Here is an 18,175-nt window from a genome sequence, read left to right as displayed (position 1 = left end):
AAGGGGGCCGAAGCCCCCTTTTTCGTGCTGCAATCCGCAGGATCAGTTGACCTTGGGATCCAGCTCGCCGGACAGGTAGCGCTTGACCATGTCGTCCAGGGCGATCGGCTTGATCTTGGACGCCATGCCGGCGCAACCGAAGGCCTCGTAACGGGCCTGGCAGAGATCCTTCATCGCGGCGGTCGAGGCCTTCAGGAACTTGCGCGGGTCAAACTCCTTCGGGTTCTCGGCCAGGAACTTGCGCACCGCACCGGTGGAGGCCATGCGCAGGTCGGTGTCGATGTTGACCTTGCGCACGCCGTGCTTGATGCCTTCCTGGATCTCTTCGACCGGCACGCCGTAGGTCTCGCCCATGTCGCCGCCGTACTTGTTGATGATGTCCAGCCACTCCTGCGGCACGGAGGAGGAGCCGTGCATGACCAGATGGGTATCCGGGATGCGGGCGTGGATCTCCTTCACGCGCTGGATAGCCAGGATGTCACCGGTCGGCGGACGGGTGAACTTGTAGGCGCCGTGGGAGGTACCGATGGCGATCGCCAGGGCGTCGCACTTGGTGTTCTTCACGAAGTCGGCCGCCTCGTCCGGGTCGGTCAGCAGCTGGTCGTGGGACAGGGTGCCCTCGGCGCCGGAACCGTCTTCCTCGCCGGCCTGGCCGGTTTCCAGGGAGCCCAGGCAGCCCAGCTCGCCTTCCACGGAGACACCGCAGGAGTGCGCCATCTCGGAGACCTTGGCGGTCACGTCACGGTTGTACTCGTAGGTGGCCGGGGTCTTCATGTCGGGCATCAGGGAGCCGTCCATCATCACCGAACTGAAGCCGGACTGGATGGAGCGCAGGCAGACCGCCGGCTCGGAGCCGTGGTCCTGGTGCAGCACAACCGGGATGTCCGGGTACTGCTCGATGGCGGCGATAATGTTGTGGCGCAGGAAGGGCTCGCCGGCGTACTTGCGGGCACCGGCGGACGCCTGAATGATCACCGGGGAGTCGACCGCGGCGGCCGCTTCCATGATCGAGTGGACCTGTTCCATGTTGTTGGCGTTGTACGCCGGCATGCCATACCCATGCTCGGCGGCATGGTCCAGAAGCTGGCGAAGTGAGATCAGTGCCATGGATTCCTCCTTACGGGATTCGGACTGAGGTAGTAGAAAAGTTGATTCTTGATTGCGCGGCCAGGCGGTGCGCGGGTCAGGCCAGTTCGCCGACGCGCACGATCTTCATGGCGTTGGTGCCGCCATGCTCGCCCTGCAGGTCGCCCTTCGTAATGATAACCAGCCCGCCATCCTGCACGACGCCCTCGGCCTTGAGCAAGTTCACCGCTTCACGGTTCACGCTTTCGTGGCTCTCGGGGATCGGGTTCAGGGTGACCGGATACACGCCGCGATAAAGGGTCATGCGACGGCTGGTGGACTCGTGCTGGGTGAGCGCATAGATCGGGATGCCCGAGCTGATGCGCGACATCCACAGCGCGGTGGAACCGGATTCGGTCAACGCGGCGATCGCGGCGACATCGAGATGGTTCGCGGTGTACATGGTCGCCATCGCGATGGCCTCGTCGACCCGGCCGAAAGTCGAATCCATGCGATGGTCGGACTGACGCGCGGCGCGCTGGCGCTCCGCGGCCTCGCAGATCCGGTCCATGCTGGTGACCACGCGCGCCGGATAGCGCCCGGTGGCGGTCTCGCCAGAGAGCATCACCGCGTCCGTGCCGTCCAGTACCGCATTCGCCACGTCGAACACCTCGGCGCGTGTGGGGATCGGGTTCTGGATCATGGTCTCCATCATCTGGGTCGCGGTAATGACCAGACGATTGAGGGTGCGTGCGCGGGTAATCAGGGTCTTCTGCACGCCCGGCAGTTCGGCATCGCCGATCTCCACGCCCAGATCGCCACGCGCAATCATGATGACCTCGGAGGCCGCGATGATCTCGTCGATGACCTCCAGGGCCTCGGAGCGCTCGATCTTGGCGCAGATCCCGGCCTCCCAGCCGGCGTCCTTCAGCAGGCTGCGGGCCAGGTGAAGGTCCTGGGCGGAACGCGGGAAGGATACCGCCAGGTAATCCACCTCCAGCTCGGCGGCCAGGCGGATGTCCTCGCGGTCCTTGTCGGTGATCGCCGGGGCGGACAAACCACCACCCTGGCGGTTGATCCCCTTGTTGTTGGAGAGCTCCCCGCCGACCTCGACCGCCGTCTCGATCCGGCTGCCCTTGACCGCCGTGACCTTGAGCACGATGCGGCCGTCATCCAGCAGCAGGATATCCCCCGGGACCACATCCGCCGGCAGCTCCTTGTAGGTCAGCCCCACCTGGGTGACATCCCCCGCGTCGCGATCCAGCTCGGCATCCAGGGCGAAAGGCGCGCCCTCTTCCAGATGCACCTTGCCCTGCTGGAAGCGGTCGATGCGGATCTTGGGGCCCTGCAGGTCGCCGAGGACGCCGACACAGCGGCCGGCACGCGCGGAGGCGGCCCGCAGCCGCGCCAGGCGCTGGCGATGGTCGTCCGGATCGCCATGCGAGAAGTTCAGCCGGACCACATCCACACCCGCCCGGATGATGGCCTCCATGGCCTCGTCGCTGTCCGTCGCCGGCCCCAGCGTGGCTACGATCTTGGTGCGTCTCATCCGTGCGTGTCTCCGTCAGCGGGAAGCGACAAGGGCTTCAACCCTTCGCCCGCTCTTCCAGGATGGCGACGGCCGGCAGGGTCTTGCCTTCGAGGAACTCGAGGAAGGCACCGCCGCCGGTGGAGATGTAGCTGATGCGATCGGCCAGGTTGTACTTGTCGATCGCGGCCAGGGTGTCACCACCGCCGGCGATGGAGAACGCGTTGCTCTCGGCGATCGCTTCGCCCAGGGCCTTGGTGCCACCGGCGAACTGGTCGAACTCGAACACGCCCACCGGGCCGTTCCAGACGATGGTGCCGGCGTTGCGCAGGGCCTCGGCGTAGGTCGCCGCGGTCTCGGGACCGACGTCGAAGATCATGTCGTCGTCGGCCACGGCGTCCACGGCCTTGGTCTCGGCCGGGGTGGATTCGGAGAATTCCTTGCCCACGGTCACATCGGTCGGGACCGGGATCTCGCCACCCTTGGCGCGGGCGGCCTCCATCAGGCGCTTGGACTCGTCAACCAGATCGGCCTCGTACAGCGACTTGCCCACGCTGTGGCCCTGGGCGGCGATAAAGGTGTTGGCGATGCCGCCGCCGACGATCAGCTGATCAACGACATTGGACAGCGACTCCAGCACGGTCAGCTTGGTCGACACCTTGGAGCCGCCGACGATCGCCACCAGCGGACGCTTCGGGGTCTCCAGGGCATGGCCGAGGGCCTCGAGCTCCTTGGCCAGCAGCGGGCCGGCGCAAGCCTGCGGGGCGAACCGGGCCACCCCGTGGGTGGAAGCCTGGGCGCGGTGCGCGGTGCCGAAGGCATCCATCACGAACACGTCGCACAGCGCGGCGTACTTCTTCGCCAGCGCCTCGTCGTCCTTCTTCTCGCCGGCGTTGAAACGCACGTTCTCGAGCAGGATGACCTCGCCCGGCTTCGCGTCCACGCCGTCGAGGTAGTCGCGTACCAGGCGCACTTCGCGCCCGAGCAGGCCGGCCATGTGCTCGGCCACCGGGGCCAGGGAGTCCTCCTCGGAGAACTCGCCTTCCGTCGGGCGTCCCAGGTGCGACATCAGCATCACGGCCGCGCCACCATCCAGGGCCTTCTGCACGGTCTCCAGGCTCGCACGGATGCGCGCGTCGGAGGTGACCTTGCCGTCCTTCACCGGGACGTTCAGATCCTGACGCACCAGCACGCGGCGACCCTGCAGGTCGAGATCGGTCATCTTGATGACAGACATGGGAGTACCTCTCGAAAAACGGTTGGAAAGAAAAAGGCTTCGGGCGAGCCCCCGACGGGACTGGCCCCAGGCCTCTGGACCCGGGAAGAGAAACGGCCGGACCCCGGAAGGGTCCGGCCGTCCGCCATTACTTGGCGACGTGCTCCACCATGCGCAGCATGTTGCAGGTGTAGCCGTACTCGTTGTCGTACCAGGCAACGACCTTCACGAAGGTCGGGTCCAGCTGGATGCCGGCGCCGGCGTCGAACACGGACGGGGCGGTGTAGCCACGGAAGTCGGTGGAGACCACCAGCTCGTCAGTGTACCCCAGCACGCCCTTCAGCTCGCCCTCGGAGGCCTTCTTCATGGCCGCGCAGACGTCGTCGTACTTGGCGTCGCCGTTGAGTTCCACGGTCAGGTCGACCACCGACACGTCGGAGGTCGGCACGCGGAAGGCCATACCGGTCAGCTTCCCGTTCAGTTCCGGCAGGACCTTGCCCACGGCCTTCGCGGCACCGGTGGAGGACGGGATGATGTTCTCCAGGATGCCACGACCACCGCGCCAGTCCTTCATGGACGGGCCGTCAACGGTCTTCTGGGTCGCGGTGGCGGCGTGCACGGTGGTCATCAGGCCACGCTTGATGCCCCAGGCGTCGTTCAGCACCTTGGCCACCGGGGCCAGGGCGTTGGTGGTGCAGGAAGCGGCGGAGACCATGGTCTGGCCCGCGTAGTCGCCGTGGTTCACACCGTAGACGAACATCGGGGTGTCGTCCTTGGACGGGGCGGACATCACGACCTTCTTGGCACCGGCGTCCAGGTGCTTCTGGGCGGTCTCGGCGGTCAGGAACAGGCCGGTGGACTCGATCACGATGTCGGCGTTGATGTCGCCCCACTTCAGCGCCGCCGGATCCTTCTCGGCGGTCAGGCGGATGCGGTTGCCGTTCACGACCAGGTGGTCACCGTCGACGCTGATATCACCCTCGAAGCGGCCATGCACGGAGTCGTAGCGCAGCATGTAGGCCAGGTATTCCGGATCCAGCAGGTCGTTAATGCCGACCACCTGAAGGTTCGGGAAGTCCTTGGCGATGGCGCGGAAGGCCATACGGCCGATACGACCGAAGCCGTTGATACCAACCTTGATAGACATGGGAGTCTCCTCTCTATTGCTTATACGAAATCGATTCGGGTTCAGCCGTTCAGCACGTCACGCGCGACCTGGGCGACATTCTCCGGCTTGAAGCCGAAGTAATCGAACAGGGCACCACCCGGGGCGGACTCGCCGAAGCGATCCAGGCCGAATACCGCGCCGTCGAGGCCGGTGAACTTGTGCCAGGTCGTGGTCGCGCCGGCCTCGATGGCGACACGGGCGCGCACGGCCTTCGGCAGCACGGCCTCGCGGTAGGCCGGGTCCTGCTGCTCGAACAGCTCGACACAAGGCATGGACACGACACGGACCTTCTTGCCCTCGCCGGCCAGTTCGTCGGCGGCCTGCACGGCGAGCTCGATCTCGGAGCCGGTGGCGATGAAGATCAGGTCCGGGGTGCCGTCGCAGTCCTTCAGCACATAACCGCCGCGAGCGATATTGGCGAGCTGCTCGCCGTCACGCTCCATGTGCGGCAGGCCCTGGCGCGACAGGATGAACGCGGACGGGCCGTCGGTGCGCTCGATGCCGGCCTTCCAGGCCACCGCGGTCTCGACCGCGTCGCAGGGGCGCCAGACATTCAGGTTCGGGATCAGGCGCAGGCTCGGGGTCTGCTCGACCGGCTGGTGGGTCGGGCCGTCTTCGCCCAGACCAATGGAGTCATGGGTCAGCACGTACATCACGCGCTGCTTCATCAGCGCGGACATGCGAATGCCGTTGCGGGCGTAGTCGGAGAAGATCAGGAAGGTGCCGCCGTACGGGATGAATCCGCCGTGCAGGGCGATGCCGTTCATGATCGCGGCCATGCCGAACTCGCGCACGCCGTAGAACACGTAGTTGCCCGCGGCGTCGTCACGGGTCACGCCCTTGGAGCCGCTGTACATGGTCAGGTTGGAGCCGGCCAGGTCGGCGGAGCCGCCCAGCAGTTCCGGGACGGCCGGGGCCATGCCGGCGATCGCGTTCTGCGAGGCCTTGCGCGAGGCGACCTTCTCGGCCTTCTCGATGGTTTCCTTGATGTAGGCGTTGGCTTTCTCGCTCCAGTCGGCCGGCAGATCACCGGCAATGCGGCGCTCGAACTCGGCGGCCAGTTCCGGGTGCGCGGCCTTGTAGGCGGCAAAGCGTTCCTTCCACTCGGTCTCAGCCTTGGCACCCTTGTCCTTGGCGCTCCAGCCCGCGTAGATGTCGTTCGGGATCTCGAACGGGCCGTGCTCCCAGCCCAGTTCCTTGCGGGTCAGGGCGACCTCGTCGTCGCCCAGGGCGGCGCCGTGGCACTCTTCCTTGCCGGACTTGTTCGGCGAGCCAAAGCCGATCACGGTGCGGCAGCAGATCAAGCTCGGCTTGTCGCTGTTCTTGCGGGCCTCCTCGATCGCGGCCTTGACCGCGTCGGCGTCGTGACCGTCCACGCCGCGCACCACGTGCCAGCCGTAGGCCTCGAAGCGCCCCGGGGTGTCGTCGGTGAACCAGCCCTCGACCTCGCCGTCGATGGAGATGCCGTTGTCATCCCAGAACGCGATCAGCTTGCCCAGACCCAGGGTGCCGGCCAGCGCGCAGGTCTCGTGGGAGATCCCTTCCATCATGCAGCCGTCGCCGAGGAAGGCGTAGGTGTTGTGGTCGACGATGTCGTGGCCCGGCTGGTTGAAGTGGGCGGCCATCATCTTCTCGGCCAGCGCCATGCCGACCGCGTTGGAGATGCCCTGGCCCAGCGGGCCGGTGGTGGTCTCGACGCCCGCGGTGTAGCCGTATTCCGGGTGGCCCGGGGTCTGCGAGTGCAGCTGACGGAACTGCTTGATCTCGTCCATCGGCAGGTCGTAGCCGGTCAGGTGCAGCAGGGAGTAGACCAGCATGGAGCCGTGGCCGTTGGACATCACGAAGCGGTCGCGATCCGGCCAGCTCGGGTTCGCCGGGTTGTGCTGCATATAGTCGTTCCACAGCACCTCGGCGATATCTGCCATCCCCATCGGCGCCCCCGGGTGACCGGAATTGGCCTTTTGAACCGCGTCCATCGACAGGGCGCGGATGGCGTTGGCAAGCTCTCTACGGGTCGGCATGCTGATCTCCTGCTCTAAGTAGTGTTGGGTTTGGCTGATGGCGGGCGGCGGCGCGAGGCGCCAGCGGCGGCCGACCCGGACGAGTCGGCCGAAACCAGGGGCTCACGGTTATATCGGCCGGCGTTGCAGCGCGCGGCGGCCCGAGCAGCCTGCGGGGCAGGCGCTACCCGACTGCGCGAACGCGCGGCGGGCGGCCCTCCCCATCAAACGCGGTGCATTTTGGCCACTTTCGCGCACCGGGGCAAGTCGGCCCCAGACCGCGCCACGCCGCGCCATCGCCACCGGCGCGGAGGCACATGCCCCTACCTTTGCCGGGGAGGGGCTTAGAAAAATGCCGCGAGTCGCGTTACACTAGCGGTCGTTTTGCGCAAAACTAAATCGACACGACCACAAAGGAACGCTTAATGTCCAACGATTACATCTTCACTTCGGAATCGGTCTCTGCGGGTCACCCCGACAAGATGGCCGACCTGGTCTCCGACACCATCGTCGACGCCATCATCGAACAGGATCCGCATGCGCGCATCGCCTGTGAGACCGCCACCAAGACCGGCATGGTCATGCTGCTGGGCGAGATCACCACCGGCGCGCAGATCGACTACGAGCGCCTGGTGCGCGAAACGGTCTGCGAGATCGGCTACGACGACTCCGACAAGGGCTTCGACGGCAAAACCTGCGCCGTACTGAACGTGCTCGGCGAACAGTCCCAGGATATCGCCATGGGCGTGGACCGCGACGTCTCCGACCGCGCCACCCAGGGCGCCGGTGACCAGGGCCTGATGTTCGGCTACGCCGCGCGCGAAACCGACACCCTGATGCCCGCCCCGATCTTCTACGCCCACAAGATGGTGCGCATCCAGTCCGAACTGATGAAGAGCGGCAAGCTGCCGTGGCTGCGTCCGGACGCCAAGAGCCAGGTCTCCCTGCGCTATGAAGACGGCAAGCCGGCCGGCCTGGACGCGGTGGTCCTGTCCACCCAGCACAGCCCGGACATCTCGCAGAAGGACCTGAAGGAAGCGGTCTACGAAGAGATCTTCAAGAAGGTCCTGCCCGCCGAGTGGCTGAGCCAGGTCGCCGACGACCAGATCCACATCAACCCGACCGGGAAGTTCGAGATCGGGGGCCCGGTGGGCGACGCCGGCCTGACCGGCCGCAAGATCATCGTCGACACCTACGGCGGCATGGCCCGTCACGGTGGTGGCGCGTTCTCCGGCAAGGACCCGTCCAAGGTGGACCGCTCCGCCGCCTACGCCGGCCGCTACGTGGCCAAGAACATCGTCGCCGCCGGCCTGGCCGACAAGTGCGAGATCCAGGTCTCCTACGCCATCGGCGTGGCCGAACCGACCTCGATCACCATCGACACCTTCGGCACCGGCAAACTGGACGATCGCAAGATCGAAGGCTTCGTCCGCGAAGCGTTTGACCTGCGTCCGTGGGGCCTGGTCCAGATGATGGATCTGCTGCGCCCGATCTACAAGGCGACCGCCGCGTACGGTCACTTCGGCCGCGAAGATGTCGACCTCCCCTGGGAGCGCACCGACAAGGCCGAGGAACTTAAGAAGATGGCGGGCCTCTAATAGCGCCCGACACTTTGTAAGCGAAATACCCATCCGGCTGAGGAGCGCTGCAGCGGTTCAACCGTCAGGCTCAGCCGGATGCTCCCCTGAAACGTGAACACGGCGCTCATCCAGATAGACGGAGAAGTTAATCCATGAATGCTGTGATGAACGACAAGAAAACGACCGATTACGTCGTCAAGGACATTAACCTTGCCGAATTCGGCCGCAAGGAAATCGCGATCGCCGAGACCGAGATGCCCGGCCTGGTCCAGACCCGCGAAGAATTCGCGGCCTCCAAGCCGCTGAAGGGCGCCAAGATCGCCGGCTCCCTGCACATGACCATCCAGACGGCTGTGCTGATCCAGACCCTGGAAGCCCTGGGTGCCGACGTGCGCTGGGCCTCCTGCAACATCTACTCCACCCAGGACCACGCCGCGGCCGCTATCGCCGACAACGGCACCCCGGTCTTCGCCGTGAAGGGCGAAACCCTGGAAGAGTACTGGGACTACTGCCACCGCATCTTCGAATTCGACGGCGGCGCCAACATGATCCTGGACGACGGTGGTGACGCCACGCTGCTGCTGCACCTGGGCGCCAAGGCCGAGAAGGACCAGTCGGTCATCTCCAAGCCGGAGAACGAGGAAGAAGAAGCCCTGTTCGCCAAGATCAAGGAACGCCTGGCCGAACAGCCGACCTGGTACTCCGACATGCTGTCGAAGATCCAGGGCGTGACCGAAGAGACCACCACCGGTGTCCATCGCCTGTACCAGATGGCGAAGGACGGCGAGCTGGCCTTCCCGGCGATCAACGTCAACGACTCGGTCACCAAGTCCAAGTTCGACAACCTGTACGGCTGCCGCGAGTCCACCGTGGACTCCATCAAGCGCGCCACCGACGTGATGATCGCGGGCAAGATCGCCGTGGTCGCCGGTTACGGTGACGTCGGCAAGGGTGCCGCCCAGTCGCTGGCCGGCCTGGGTGCCACCGTGTGGATCACCGAGATCGACCCGATCTGCGCCCTGCAGGCCTCGATGGAAGGCTTCCGCGTGGTCACGATGGAAGAAGCGGCCGACAAGGCCGAGATCTTCGTTACCGCCACCGGTAACAAGGACGTGATCACCGAAGATCACATGACCCGCATGAAGAACCAGGCCATCGTCTGCAACATCGGTCACTTCGACTCCGAGATCGCCGTGGCCGCGATGCGCAAGTACGAGTGGGAGAACATCAAGCCGCAGGTTGACCACATCATCCTGCCGAACGGCAACCGGATCATCATGCTGGCCGAAGGCCGCCTGGTGAACCTGGGCTGCGGCACCGGCCATCCGAGCTTCGTGATGTCCAACTCCTTCACCAACCAGACCCTGGCTCAGATCGAGCTGTGGACCAAGGGTGACCAGTACGACAAGAACGTCTACGTGCTGCCGAAGCACCTGGACGAGAAGGTCGCGCAGCTGCACCTGAAGAAGCTGGGTGCCAACCTGACCCGTCTGACCGACGAGCAGTCCAAGTACCTGGGTCTGCCGGTGGATGGCCCGTTCAAGCCGGAACACTACCGCTACTGATCGGCCAGCCTCACATTTCAATTCGTTGTTAATGTGAACGCCGGGGCGGGCCGCATGTTCGTGCGGTCCGCCTTCTTTTTGTCTGGAGGACAAACATGTCTGCACAAGAACGCGTCTACAGCGTTGAATTCTTTCCGCCCAAGGACGAGGCCGGAGCCGAACGCCTGGCCAAGGCCCGCAAGCGCCTGGGCGCCCTGAACCCCGAGTTCTATTCCGTCACCTTCGGCGCCGGGGGTTCCACCCGCGATCGCACACTGGAGACGGTCCGGGACATCATCGACAACGACGGCTTTCCCGCCGCCCCGCACGTCTCCTGCATCTCCTCCACCAAGGACGAGTTGCGCGAGCTGCTGTCGACCTACCGCGATATCGGCGTGAACCGCATCGTCGCACTGCGCGGCGACCTGCCGTCCGGCACCAAGAATTCCGGCGGCGATTTCCGCTACGCCTCGGAGCTGGTGGAGTTCGTGCGCGCCGAGTTCGGCAACCAGTTCAAGATCGAGGTGGCGGCCTACCCGGAATTCCATCCGCAGGCCCCGAACGCCGAGAAGGACCTCGAGAACTTCAAGACCAAGGTGGATGCCGGCGCCGACGCCGCGATCACCCAGTATTTCTATAACGTGGATGCCTACGTCGCGTTCATGGAACGGGTGGAAAAGATGGGCATTACCATCCCGATCATCGCCGGGATCATGCCGATCACCAACTACACCCAGATCGTGCGCTTCTCCGAGATGTGCGGCGCCGAGATCCCGCGCTACATCCGCAAGCGGATGGAGGCCTATGGCGACGACAAGGACTCGATCCGCAAATTCGGCATCGAGGTTGCCACGCGCCTGACCGACGACCTGCTCGACGCCGGCGCACCGGGAATCCACTTCTACTCGATGAACCAGGCCGGCCCGACCGAACAGATCTGGAAGGCCCTGGACCTCGACAACCGGAAGTAGACGACATGCGCTGCCCCCGGCTGCTGCTCGAATCCGAGGCACTGGCCGCGGGGCAGTCGCTACCCGCCCCGCAGGACCGGCTGCACTACGCCACCAACGTCCTGCGTCTGAAAAGCGGCGCCCCCTGCCGCGTGTTCGATGGCCTCGGCAACGAATTCGAGGCCACCCTCGAAGTCACCGACCGCCGCCACGGCACCTTCCACCTGGGCCAACGGGCCACCGCCCCGACCCATCCCGAATTCCCCATCCACCTGCTCCAGGGCATCGCGCGTGGCGACCACATGGACCTCGCCATTCAGAAGGCCGTGGAGCTGGGCGTGCAGTCCATCCAGCCCGTATTGTGCGAACGCTCGCGTTCGGCCGCCGCGCACAAGGGGCTGGAGAAGCGCCAGGGCCACTGGCAGGGCATCCTGCGGGCCGCTGCGGAACAATGCGGCCGCAACGAACTCCCGCAACTGCGGGAACCCGCGCCGCCGGAAAAGGCCCTCGCGGCCGGCCCCGGGCGTCTGGGGCTGCTGGCCGAAGAAGGGGCACCCGGCCTGGATGCACGGCTGGGCGGGCAGGCCCATACGCCAGCGGAAGTCGCGCTCTACGTGGGGCCGGAAGGCGGGCTTACACCCGAGGAAATCGAGCAGGCCCGGCGGGCCGGCTTTCTGGGGGTCGGGATGGGTCCGCGGACCCTGCGCACCGAGACCGCCGCGATGGCACTGATGACGCTGGTACAGGCACGCCTGGGCGACCTGAAGGGGTAAGGCGCACTCTCTCGCTGTGGCGAGGGGCGAAGCGGCGGGCACCCTGCCTGGATGCGAGATGGCCTCAGGCAGGCTCGGTCTCGGCGATCTCCAGGAGACGCTGTTCCAGTGCATCCAGGCGCAACAGGTGGGTGGTCACGCCGGAGGCCTTGACCCGCCAGGACCACGGCGTGGCATCCGAGTCCTCGAGCGCATAGATGTTCTGCGGGGTAATCTGCACCGGGTGCGGCGTACCGCGGACCTCGAGCGCGTAGAACGGCAGGTGATCGGGCTGCATCACCGCCTGCATGACCAGGAGCCGCGTAAAGCGCCGGCGGTCCTCGCCGGTGTCACGGCCCGGGTCCAGCAACTGGTTCACGTTGACCACTGGTACCTGCACGTCCTGCCAGACCAGGCTCGGCTCCAGCCACGGGATATCGGGATGCTCCGATGCCTGCTCCACCGCGCCCGCCCGCGTCGTGACTTCGAGAAAGGCACTGCGCGGCAGCAGGATGGACCCCGTATCCAGCTGGACGATGACGGCCTCGACCGCCTGGGCCTGTGCGTCCTCGCTCATACCGGCACCTCCTGCAGTTGCTCGCGGATCGCGTTCAGCAGATCGTTCTCCAGATACGGCTTGCCGAGATAGCCGTTAACCCCGAGACGGTCGGCCCGCTCGCGGTGCTTGGTCCCGCTGCGCGAGGTGATCATGATGATGGGCACCTGCCCGAAGTCCGGATGGTCGCGCACGTGCGCGGCAAATTCGAACCCATCCATACGCGGCATCTCGACGTCCAGCAGGATCAGCTGCGGACGACGCTCGTCGAGCAGGCCCACGGCATCCAGACCGTCGCGGGCGGTTACCACGTCGTAGCCGTGACGGGTCAGCAGCCGCGCAGTGACCTTGCGGATGGTGATCGAGTCGTCCACCACCATGATCCGCTTGGCACCCGCTGTCTCGCCCGCCGCCTGCGGAGCCTCCGGTAGCGACGCGGTCGCCTCGGCAAACCGCACCAGCATGCTGAGATCCAGGATCAGCATGACCGAACCGTCGCCCTGCAGGGTCGCGCCCGCCACGCCCGGGATGCGGCTCAACACCGGGCCCACCGACTTCACCACCACCTCCTGACTGCCCAGCAGGCCGTCGATGCGCAGGGCCACCCGCCGGTCATCGGCGCGCACCAGCAGCAACGGGAACGGGTGATCGGGGAACTGGTCCACTCCGGCCTGGCTCTCCACGCCCATGAGGTCACCCAGGCTCCGCACCTCGTAGTCCTGACCCACATAGTTGTAGATCGATTCGCCCTCGCGAGGGTCGATCTCCTCGGCACGCGCACGGACCACGCCCTCCACCGAAGCCATCGGGACGGCGAACGTCTCTTCGCCCACCTGGACCAGGAGGGCCTGGGAGATCGCCAGGGTAAACGGCAGGCGCATGGTGAAACGCGACCCCTTGCCCGGGGTCGACTGGATATCCAGCGTGCCCCCCAGCTGCTTGACGTCGCTGTTCACGACGTCCAGGCCGACCCCGCGGCCTGCGACCTGGGAGACCTCGGCGGCGGTGGAAAAGCCCGACTGCAGGATCAATTGCAATGCCTGGGCATCGCTCACTTCGGCGTCGGCCGCGATCAAGCCCCGCTCGATGGCGCGCGCTCGGATGGCGTCGGCATCGATCCCCTTGCCGTCGTCGGTCACCTGCAGGCGAATCTCGCTGCCGGACTGCTCGAGGCTGACGTCGATCTGGCCCTGTGCGGGCTTGCGCGCCTGTTCACGTTCTTCGGGAGACTCGATGCCGTGCGCGATCGCGTTGCGCAGCAAATGTTCCAGCGGCGAGACCAGACGCTCCAGCAGGGCGCGGTCGAGCTCGGCCCCCTGACCGGTGAACTCAACCCGTACGGGCTTGCCCAGATCCTCGCCGGCCTGGCGCACCACGCGCCGCAGGCGCGGCGCCATACGGGCAAAGCGCACCATGCGCTGGCGCATGAGCTGATCCTGCAGGTCGGTCCCGACCCGCCGCTGCTGCAGCAGGATCCCGCCGGCGTTCTGGAGCTCGTCGCCGACTTCCTGTTTCAGGGCCTCGAGGTCGCTGACACTCTCGGCTAGCGCCCGCGACAGCTGCTGGATACCGGAATAGCGGTCCATCTCCAATGGATCGAAGTCGAGGGCCTCCTCACCGCTCTCCTCCTCCACCCGGAACAGGATCTGCGCCTCGGTCTCGATCTCGAGTTTGCGCAACTGGTCGCGCAGGCGCGCGATGGTGCGCTCGAGCTCGTCGACCTGGCCCTCGACCCGCCCGACGGTCTGTTCGAAGCGACGATGGAAGGTCGCCAGCTCGCCGGCGTTGTTGACCAGGCTGTCCAGGACCTCGGCATCCATGCGCACCTGATCCTGGATGCGCCGGCCTTCGGTCTCGGGGGCATCGTGGGTGCGACGATCGGCCTCGGCCGTCTGGGCGGCCACCATCTCGGCACCGGAAGCACCTTCGTCGTCCGTCGCCGCGCCGGCCTCGGCGGCGTCCGCCTCGCTCTCCGTATCGGGCGCGGCGACATCCGTCTCGCCCGCCGACCAGGCGCGCAGAGCCGGCAACGATTCGCTTGCCGACTCGTCTGTCTGCCAGACCCCCACCCCTCGCTCGACCAGGTGCTGGACATCCGTCAAGGCCCGTTCCGCGAGCTGGAAGAAACCATCGCGCGGCTCGAGACCGGTCTCGGTCTCCACGCTCAAGGCGCTCTCCAGGGCGTGCGCCACCGCTCCGACCACGGTAAAGCCGGCCATACGGGCACTGCCCTTCAGGGTGTGCACCTCACGCTGGAAGGCATTCTGATCCGGTCCCGGACGGCCACCCGCTTCACGCCAGCCATTCAGTGCGGCGAACGCGGCCTCGAGGATGTCACGGGCCTCCTCGATGAAGACCTCGGCGAACTCCCAGTCGATTTCCAGCTCCGGCTCCTGCGCCGTATCGGGTGCGCCGGCCGTATCCGAGTCCGTCTCCACGCCAGGGGCAACGGCGGGCTCGAGTTCGTCGAATTCGGGCGACTCTTCCTCGCTCGCCTGCTCGTCGGCACGCAGCAGCTGTTCGGCGGTCGCATGATCGAGCAGGGCATAGACCTCGGGGGCCCAGGAGGGCGGATCCTGCACCTTGGCCGGATCGGGCTCCTCGTCCCCCACCGCATCGGCGACGTAGGTCTCCAGCTGATGCAGCAACGCAATGGCTTCGGCCGGCAACGCCCATTCCATGTCGCGATGGATGCGAATCAGGCGCTCGAACGGCCCGCAGACCGAGTAGATGCCGCGGATGTCGGCCGTGCGCGCGCTTCCGTTGAGGGTATGCAGCGCACGCTCGAGATCGTGGTTCGGTATCCGGTCCGGACGCCACTGGGCCTCGTCCAGCCAGCCACGCAGGGTGAGGAGGTGGACCTGGGCCTCGGCGGCAAACACCTGCCACAGCTGCGGGTCCGTATCCATACGCGCCGCCGCGGGTTCGGCGGGCGCCTCTGTGTGGTCCAGCGCCGGTTCGGCCGGCTCGTCGGGCGCGACGTCTTCCAGGGCATCCCCTTCAGGTTCCGCGCCTTCCTCCCCGAGCTCGATCCCGGCGTCGGCCGGCAGCGAATCGTCCTCGTTCTGGGCCTCTTGCGTCAGCTCGATGGCATCCGCCGGAAGCTCCAGTTCATCGAGGTCCAGCGGCCCGGCGGTCTCGTCGGATGCGGGCGACTCTTCCGGCTCGACCTCGCCGGCCGATTCCGCATCCGGGCCCAATTCCGGGGCCTCGCCGTCGGCGCTTTCCGGCTCGAGGGCCTCCGGAGGGAAGTCGGGGACGAAGGCACCCGACTCCTGCAGGAGGTCATTGGCAGATGCGTCCGGCTCGGCCCCGACCGTGTCCGCAGTGCCGTCGACCGCCGGGGCCTCGGGTGCATCCAGGTCATCGAGGGTTCGTGCCAGCGCCTCGAATTCCGCTTCCGCACCCGGAGGCGTGGCGGATTCGGCAGCCTCGTCGTCCTCCATCCCGGCCTCGGCTTCGGACTCACCGCCAGCCAGGGCGCGCAGACGCAGGGCAATGTCCAGCACGGGCGTATCGGGCCCGGTATCGTCACGAACCTCGGTTACCAGGCCCGGCAGGACACCAATCGCGTCCTCGATCACCTGCAAGGTCGCATGATCCGCCTCCTGGCCGGAATCCAGCAGGCGATTGAGGAACGACTCCACGGCCCAGGCGAACTCGCCCAGGCGCAGGGCGCCGGCCAGCCGACCCGATCCCTTCAGGGTATGGAAGGAACGCCGAATCACCGACAGGCTGTCGAGATCGGCCGGGTTGGTCTGCCAGAGGGGGAACTGCTGGCGCAGGCTCGCGACCTCTTCGTCCGCCTCCTCGAGGAAAATTTCCAGGATCTCCGGATCGACATCGGGGCCGCGCACCTGGTCGGCCAGGACGGCATCGTCGAAGGGCAGCGAATCGCGTCCGCCGGCGGGTACCGGTCTGCCCGGTGGTTCGGCGGGCACCTTGCCGGCAACGGCCCCATCTTCTTCGGTGTGCGCGTCCGGAGAGGCCTCGGCGGCCTCGTCGTCCGGCGCGTCCGCATCGAAGTCCACGACTTCGGCGAGGAACGGGGCTTCCAGATCGTCCTCGCGACCCGCGTCCTGCTCATCCGCCGCATCGGGCGCGGTGGACACGGCTGCCGCCACAGGCGGCTCGGCGGCGGCGTCATCACCGCCGGAGATCGCGCCAATGCGCTGCAATGCCGCGATACCGCGCTCATGGACACTGTCCAGTTCACGCCAGGGCTGGCCGGAGGACTCCAGCGCGACCTCGATGCTGCTGAGGACCTCGGCCAGGGCTTCCACCTCGCCCTCGTCCATGTCGGCGGCGGCCAGCCCGGCACGCGAGTCGAGGTGTCGGATCAGCGGCCCGAGCAGGGCGTGCAGCGCCTCGAAGCCGGACATCGACATGGCCCCCTCGATGCGCCGCAGGCCCTCGCGGGCCTCGTCGAGGCCGTCACCGCGAGCGTCCGGCCCGGCATCCAGAAAGCCCAGGAAGATATCGCGGACCCGGCGCACATCGACCAGGGCCTCCTTGTAGACCGCCGCCGCCAGGGCACGATCGAACTCCGCCTGCGGCGAGGGGCTGTGGCTGGTGCGCCGCAGGCCGGATTCGAGCAGCGATTCCAGCGCCAGCAAGTGCTCGGCCAGCACCATGTCGACCTGATCGTCGGCCTCGCCGGCACGCTCGGGGGTCAGGGAGGCCGCCAGGGCATCGGTATGCTCCTGCCCGGCATCCAGGCCCAGCAGGCTGAGCGTGGAACCGATGCGCTCGACCTGTTCGCGAAGGTTGGCGAGCTCTTCCGCGCCCCGCACAGGGGAGCGCATCAGCACATCCAGCCGCTCGCGCACATCGACGAGGTCGTCTTCCAGCGCCTGGCGCAGGTTGTCGTAGACCGAGCGCCCGACGCCACTGCCGCCTTCCTCGAGGCTCAGGCGGTCGAGGCCGAAGACCTCGCGAACGGCCAGGGTCTGCTCCCCTTCGGAAGTGGCGCAGGCCACGTGGAACAGCAGGGTCTTGATCAGTTCTGATGGCGTCTCGTAATCCGGCTCCGATGCCGCGCCACCGGTTTCCACATGGGCCGACAGCACGTTCAGATAGCGTCCGAGCTCACGGTCGACTCGCCCGACCAGGCGTCGTACATCCGTATCGGCCTCGATCCCGCCCTCGGCAACAGCCTCCAGCACGGCGCCGGCGACCCAGAAAAGACGCCGGGCCTCGCCCGCCGGGACGGCCTCCTCCACCGTGCGAGCGGTCGCCTGCAGGCGCGCGGCCGGGCCGGTCGCGTCCGCGCCGCGAACCAGCTCCAGCAGGTCACGCTGGAACCGGCGCCGGGCCTCCTGGAGCACCGGGATCCGTGCAGCCGGCTCCAGGACCTCACCGCCGGAACCGACCCGCGCGTCATCGACAGCCTGCGGGTCCGGCATCAATGCCGCCACATCAAGCAGTAACGAAGCCCCCCGACTGCTGCGCAACTCGTTCAGCAGGGGCACCAGGATCATCGGCGAGGGCAACTCGCCATCCCCCTCGTTCTCGAGGTAATCCGGGAGCTGCAGGGAAGCGCGCAGCAGGGGCTCGGTGGCCCCGACGTTCGGCTCGTCCGCCTGCTGCATCTCGTCCAGGACCTGCAGCATCTCGTCCAGGATCAGGACCACGCTCTCCACCTGGACCATGACGAGGGTATTGCGGATCTGTTCAACCCGGCTGCGGGCCTCGGCCAGGCAGTCACCGCAGTCGGGATCGTCGGAATATCGCCGCAATGCGTCCTGGACCTCGACAAACAGTTTGTCGAGTTCGTCGCGGACCCAGTTCAGTGCGCTGGATGCCATCGGCCGTGT

Annotated in this window: 10 protein-coding genes, 2 pseudogenes and 1 riboswitch; of the genes and pseudogenes, 4 read left to right on the top strand and 8 right to left on the bottom strand. The window is 66.7% G+C overall.

Features of this window, described 5'->3' with window-relative positions:
• Positions 1-42 precede the first annotated feature (42 nt).
• From fba to tkt, 5 genes are all read right to left on the bottom strand, one after another.
• Positions 43-1,107 (bottom strand): class II fructose-bisphosphate aldolase, encoded by a 1,065-nt coding sequence (fba, locus tag F572_RS0112535; protein ID WP_017942862.1) that lies wholly within the window; start codon positions 1,105-1,107, stop codon positions 43-45.
• A 76-nt stretch (positions 1,108-1,183) separates the two neighbouring features.
• Positions 1,184-2,614 carry a pyruvate kinase gene (pyk, locus tag F572_RS0112530; protein ID WP_017942863.1) on the bottom strand — a complete coding sequence of 477 codons (1,431 nt, stop codon included), beginning with the start codon at positions 2,612-2,614 and terminating at the stop codon, positions 1,184-1,186.
• A gap of 37 nt (positions 2,615-2,651) precedes the next feature.
• The gene (locus F572_RS0112525) at positions 2,652-3,830 is read right to left on the bottom strand and encodes a phosphoglycerate kinase (protein WP_017942864.1); all 1,179 of its coding nucleotides are present in this window, start codon (positions 3,828-3,830) and stop codon (positions 2,652-2,654) included.
• A 127-nt stretch (positions 3,831-3,957) separates the two neighbouring features.
• Entirely contained in the window at positions 3,958-4,956 is a 999-nt protein-coding gene (gene gap, locus F572_RS0112520; RefSeq protein WP_017942865.1) for a type I glyceraldehyde-3-phosphate dehydrogenase, read from the bottom strand.
• A 41-nt stretch (positions 4,957-4,997) separates the two neighbouring features.
• Positions 4,998-6,998 (bottom strand): transketolase, encoded by a 2,001-nt coding sequence (gene tkt, locus F572_RS0112515; RefSeq protein WP_017942866.1) that lies wholly within the window; start codon positions 6,996-6,998, stop codon positions 4,998-5,000.
• A 404-nt stretch (positions 6,999-7,402) separates the two neighbouring features.
• Here tkt and metK point away from each other — a divergent pair, with 404 nt between their 5' ends.
• The 4 genes from metK to F572_RS0112495 all read left to right on the top strand — a co-directional run bounded on the left by metK (position 7,403) and on the right by F572_RS0112495 (position 11,824).
• Entirely contained in the window at positions 7,403-8,575 is a 1,173-nt protein-coding gene (metK, locus tag F572_RS0112510; RefSeq protein ID WP_017942867.1) for a methionine adenosyltransferase, read from the top strand.
• Between the two features lie 33 nt (positions 8,576-8,608).
• A riboswitch (S-adenosyl-L-homocysteine riboswitch) is annotated at positions 8,609-8,690 on the top strand.
• 19 nt (positions 8,691-8,709) lie between these two features.
• The gene (gene ahcY, locus F572_RS0112505; protein ID WP_024327607.1) at positions 8,710-10,122 is read left to right on the top strand and encodes an adenosylhomocysteinase; all 1,413 of its coding nucleotides are present in this window, start codon (positions 8,710-8,712) and stop codon (positions 10,120-10,122) included.
• Positions 10,123-10,217: 95 nt separating this feature from the next.
• Positions 10,218-11,072, top strand: a complete 855-nt coding sequence (metF, locus tag F572_RS0112500) for a methylenetetrahydrofolate reductase [NAD(P)H] (RefSeq protein ID WP_017942869.1) — start codon at positions 10,218-10,220, stop codon at positions 11,070-11,072.
• 5 nt (positions 11,073-11,077) lie between these two features.
• Positions 11,078-11,824: a 16S rRNA (uracil(1498)-N(3))-methyltransferase gene (locus F572_RS0112495; RefSeq protein WP_017942870.1), complete on the top strand. Its 747-nt coding sequence runs from the start codon at positions 11,078-11,080 to the stop codon at positions 11,822-11,824.
• A 64-nt stretch (positions 11,825-11,888) separates the two neighbouring features.
• Here F572_RS0112495 and F572_RS0112490 read toward each other — a convergent pair whose 3' ends face one another.
• The 3 genes and pseudogenes from F572_RS0112490 to F572_RS16080 form a co-directional block, all read right to left on the bottom strand.
• Positions 11,889-12,380, bottom strand: coding sequence for a hypothetical protein (locus F572_RS0112490; protein WP_017942871.1), 492 nt, complete (start codon positions 12,378-12,380; stop codon positions 11,889-11,891).
• Positions 12,377-16,279 (bottom strand): annotated as a pseudogene (locus F572_RS0112485) (Hpt domain-containing protein); the annotation flags it as partial. The gene F572_RS0112490 and the pseudogene F572_RS0112485, both read right to left, overlap by 4 nt.
• Positions 16,280-16,497: 218 nt before the next feature.
• Positions 16,498-18,166: pseudogene (locus F572_RS16080) on the bottom strand (hybrid sensor histidine kinase/response regulator); the annotation flags it as partial.
• Positions 18,167-18,175 lie beyond the last annotated feature (9 nt).

It is taken from the genome of Thioalkalivibrio sp. ALE14 (assembly GCF_000376845.1).
Lineage (GTDB): Bacteria > Pseudomonadota > Gammaproteobacteria > Ectothiorhodospirales > Ectothiorhodospiraceae > Thioalkalivibrio.
This window is presented reverse-complemented; position numbering and strand designations above follow the sequence as displayed.